The sequence below is a fragment of the Pseudomonas sp. 8 R 14 genome (assembly GCF_900005955.1).
GTDB classification, from domain to species: Bacteria; Pseudomonadota; Gammaproteobacteria; order Pseudomonadales; family Pseudomonadaceae; genus Aquipseudomonas; species Aquipseudomonas marginalis.
In genome coordinates this window covers 1-3818 of sequence record NZ_CVTH01000081.1, presented here as the reverse complement: position 1 = coordinate 3818, position 3818 = coordinate 1, and the positions used below count along the sequence as shown (strand labels likewise).

Sequence of the window (3818 nt, the reverse complement as noted above, 5' to 3'; positions counted from 1 at the left end):
GTTCATTCTCGATAAGCGCGGTGGCCCTGAGTTCTTCGCGAGCAAGCTCGCTCCTACAGTGAATCACTTTCGCTTAACTGAACGGCATTAGGGCAAGCCCCCTCCCACAATTGATTGCATTTCAGTCTTTGCCAATCAGTGGCCGGACGCTTCCGGCCCTGCCTTGGCGCCAAACGGCGGTTTGGCCAGCCACACCAGCAGCATCAACCCCATGAACATCCACCCCAGCAACGTGAAGTAATCCACGGTGGACATCATGTACGCCTGACTGGTGAGGATCTGGTCCAGTTGCGCGTAGGCCTTGTGCCCTGCCCCACCGAGCGCCTGCAGCGCGTCGCGGGTGGCCGAGTCATAGGTGGTCATGTTCTCGCTCATGTACGCATGGTGCTGGTCCGCCCGGCGAATCCAGATCCAGGTGGTCAGCGAGGCCGCAAAGCTGCCGCCCAGGGTCCGCAGAAAGGTCGCAAGACCGGCGCCATCGGCGATCTGGTGCGGTGGCAGGTCGGACATCAGGATGCTCAAGGTCGGCATGAAGAACAGCGCCACGCCGATGCCCATGAACAGCTGCACCAGGGCGATGTGGGTGAAGTCCACCTCATTGGTGAAGCCCGCGCGCATAAAGCAGCTCAGACCAATCGCCAGGAACGCCAGGCCTGCCAGCAGGCGCAGGTCGAACTTGTGCGCGTACTTGCCCACGAACGGTGACATCAGCACCGGCAGGATGCCGATCGGCGCCACCGCCAGGCCGGCCCAGGTGGCGGTGTAGCCCATCTGAGTTTGCAGCCATTGCGGCAGGATCAGGTTGATGCCGAAGAAGCCCGCGTAGCCGAGGATCAACACAATCGTGCCGATGCGAAAGTTACGGTAGGCAAACAGCCGCAGGTTGACCACCGGGTGCTTGTCGGTCATTTCCCAGATGATGAACACCGCCAGGGCAATCACCGAAATCGCCGCGCCCACAATGATGAAGTTGGATTCGAACCAGTCCAGGTCGTTGCCCTTGTCGAGGATGATCTGCAGCGCGCCGACGCCCACGATCAGGCTCAACAGCCCGACGTAATCCATCGGCTGGTAGCTGGTGGTCACCGGGCGCTTCTTCAATTGCGCACGCACCACCATCACCGCAAAGATGCCGATGGGGACGTTGATAAAGAAGATCCACGGCCAGCTGTAACTGTCAGTGATCCAGCCGCCGAGGATCGGCCCCGCAATCGGCGCCACCACCGTGACCATCGCCAGCAACGCCAGGGCCATGCCACGCCTCGCCGGCGGGTAGACCGCGATCAGCAGTGTCTGGGTCATCGGGTACAACGGCCCGGCCACCAGGCCTTGCAGCACCCGGAAGCCGATCAATTCGGGCATCGAAGTGGAAATACCACAGAGGAACGAGGCCAGCACAAACAGCATGGTGGCCCACAGGAACAGCTTCACTTCGCCAAACCGCCGGCTCAACCAACCGGTCAGCGGCAAGGCGATGGCGTTGCTCACCGCAAACGAGGTGATCACCCAGGTGCCCTGCTCCGAACTCACGCCGAGGTTGCCGGAAATGGTCGGCAAGGCCACGTTGGCGATGGTGGTGTCGAGCACCTGCATAAAGGTCGCCAGCGACAGGCCAATGGTGGCCATCAACAGGCTGGGCGGCGTGAAGGAGGCGTTATTGCTCATCAGCGTTGCACAGCCTTGGGCGCGGCGATGCTGTTGGCATGGATCAACTCGGTGATCATGGCGTCAGCCTCGGCCAATTGGCGGTCGTACACGTTGGTGGTGAAGGTCGCCTTTTGCGGCGCCTGTTGCGCCAACACCGGGCCGCTCTGGTCATGCAGGTCGACATTGACGACGGTGCTCAGGCCGACCCGCAGCGGGTGCTTGGCCAGTTCTTCGGCATTGATGTGGATGCGTACCGGCACCCGTTGCACGATCTTGATCCAGTTACCGGTGGCGTTCTGCGCCGGCAGCAGGGCAAACGCACTGCCGGTGCCGGCGCCAAGGCTATCCACGGTGCCGCTGAATTTCACGTCGCTGCCGTAGATATCCGACTCGATGTCCACCGGCTGGCCAATGCGCATGTCGCGCAGTTGGGTTTCCTTGAAGTTGGCGTCGATCCACAGCTGGTTCAGCGGGATCACCGCCATCAACGCCGTACCCGGCTGCACGCGCTGGCCCAGTTGCACGGTGCGCTTGGCCACGTAGCCGGTGACCGGCGCGATCAAGGTGCTGCGCGCATTGGCCAGGTAGGCCTGGCGCAGTTGCGCGGCGGCGGCCTGCACGTCCGGGTGGGACGAGATCACGGTGTCATCCACCAGCGCATTGCTGGTCTTGAGTTGCTGCTCAAGGTTGGTCAGCGCGTTTTTCGCGGCCGTCAGGCTGTCACGGGCGTGGGACAGCTCTTCCTGGGAAATCGCGCCGCCCTGGGCCAGGGTCTTGCGACGGTTGAAGTTGTCCTGAGCAGTTTGCACATCGGCTTTCTGTGCGTTGACCTGGGCTTTCATGCCATCGACGTTGCTGTACAAGCCCCGCACCTGGCGCACGGTGCGGGCCAGGTTGGCCTGGGCGCTTTGCAGGCCGACGGCGGCGTCATTGGGGTCGAAGTTGATCAGCACCTGGCCTTCGTGAACCAGGTCGCCATCGTCGGCGCCGATGCTGACCACGGTGCCGGTGACCAGCGGGGTGATTTCCACCACGTTGCCGTTCACATAGGCGTCGTCGGTGCTCTCGTTGAAGCGCCCGTAGAATTCATACCAGCCCCATACGCCCACGACACCGAGGATGACGATCAGCGCGAGGCCGATCAGCATGACCTTGCGTTTGCGTGGGTTGTTGTCTTTGGGTTGTTCTGTAGCGTTGGTGTTTTCGGCAGTGGCCATGACAAATACCTCAAATTATTCCGTGCGTGTGGCTGGGGTGGTCGACGCCACGTTGTCGGCGCTGTATCCGCCACCCAGGGCCTGCATCAATTGAATCGACAGATCGATTTGCCCGGCATTCAGGGTCGCCAGCTGACGCTGGGCCTGCAGCAATTGCTGCTCGATGCTGAGCACGTCCAGGTAGTTACCGACCCCTGAGCCGTAGCGCTGGACCACGGTGTCGTAGGACTGCTGGGCAATGTCCGTGGCGTGTTGCTGGGCCTGGATCTGCCGACCGGTTTCGCGCAGTTGCGAAAGGGTGTTGCCGATATCGCCCAAGGCCTGCACCAGGGTTTTGTTGTACTGGGCCACGGCCAGGTCGTAGTCGGCATCGCGCGCATCGAGGTCGGCGCGCAGGCGGCCGCCATCGAAGATCGGCAACGAGATCGTCGGCGCAATGTTGAAGAAGCGACTGGCCGAGCCGAACATCGCATCCCCCAGCAACGACTCGGCCCCGGCGCTCGCGCTGAGATTGAGGTTGGGGTAGAAGCGCGTCTTGCTGGCGGCGATGTCCTTGCTCGCAGCCTCGACTCGCCAGCGCGCGGCGATCAGGTCAGGGCGGCGGCCCAGCAGCTCGGCGGGCAACACCGAAGGCACGGCGACAGCGGCGGGCTTGAGCACATTCGGACGGGCCAGTTCGCCGCCTCGGTCCGGGCCTTTGCCGAGCAATACGGCGAGTGCGATCTGGGCGCTCTGCAGTTGTTTGTCGGCATCGATCAATTGCGACTGGGAGCTGGCTTCCAGGCTTTCGGTCTGCTGGTACTGGTACTGGCTGTCGATGCCCGCAGCCAGGCGGCGCTTGCTCAGGTCGAGCATTTGCCGGGTGCGCTTGAGGTCATCGCCGGCCAGGTCGCGCACGATGTGCGCCTGGCCCAGGTCGCTGTAGGCCTTGGCCACATCGGCAGCGAGGGTCAG

At 62.8% G+C, this 3818-nt stretch carries 3 protein-coding genes; all 3 read right to left on the bottom strand.

Features of this window, described 5'->3' with window-relative positions; all coding sequences use genetic code 11:
* Positions 1-135: 135 nt before the first annotated feature.
* Entirely contained in the window at positions 136-1665 is a 1530-nt protein-coding gene (locus BFQ01_RS22990; RefSeq protein ID WP_027606285.1) for a DHA2 family efflux MFS transporter permease subunit, read from the bottom strand.
* On the bottom strand, positions 1665-2864 hold the full coding sequence (locus tag BFQ01_RS22985) for an HlyD family secretion protein (protein WP_065927031.1): 1200 nt from the start codon (positions 2862-2864) through the stop codon (positions 1665-1667). The genes BFQ01_RS22990 and BFQ01_RS22985 overlap by 1 nt, the downstream gene beginning before the upstream one ends.
* A gap of 15 nt (positions 2865-2879) precedes the next feature.
* Positions 2880-3818, bottom strand: a 939-nt coding sequence (locus tag BFQ01_RS22980) for an efflux transporter outer membrane subunit (RefSeq protein WP_141691298.1), incomplete at its 5' end; no start/stop codon positions are given.

What these genes read in the sequence shown, in the direction of transcription:
- BFQ01_RS22990 (WP_027606285.1), bottom strand. Translation starts at nt 1,665, where the DNA reads ATGAGCAATAACGCCTCCTTCACGCCGCCCAGCCTGTTGATGGCCACC.
- BFQ01_RS22985 (WP_065927031.1), bottom strand. Translation starts at nt 2,864, where the DNA reads ATGGCCACTGCCGAAAACACCAACGCTACAGAACAACCCAAAGACAAC.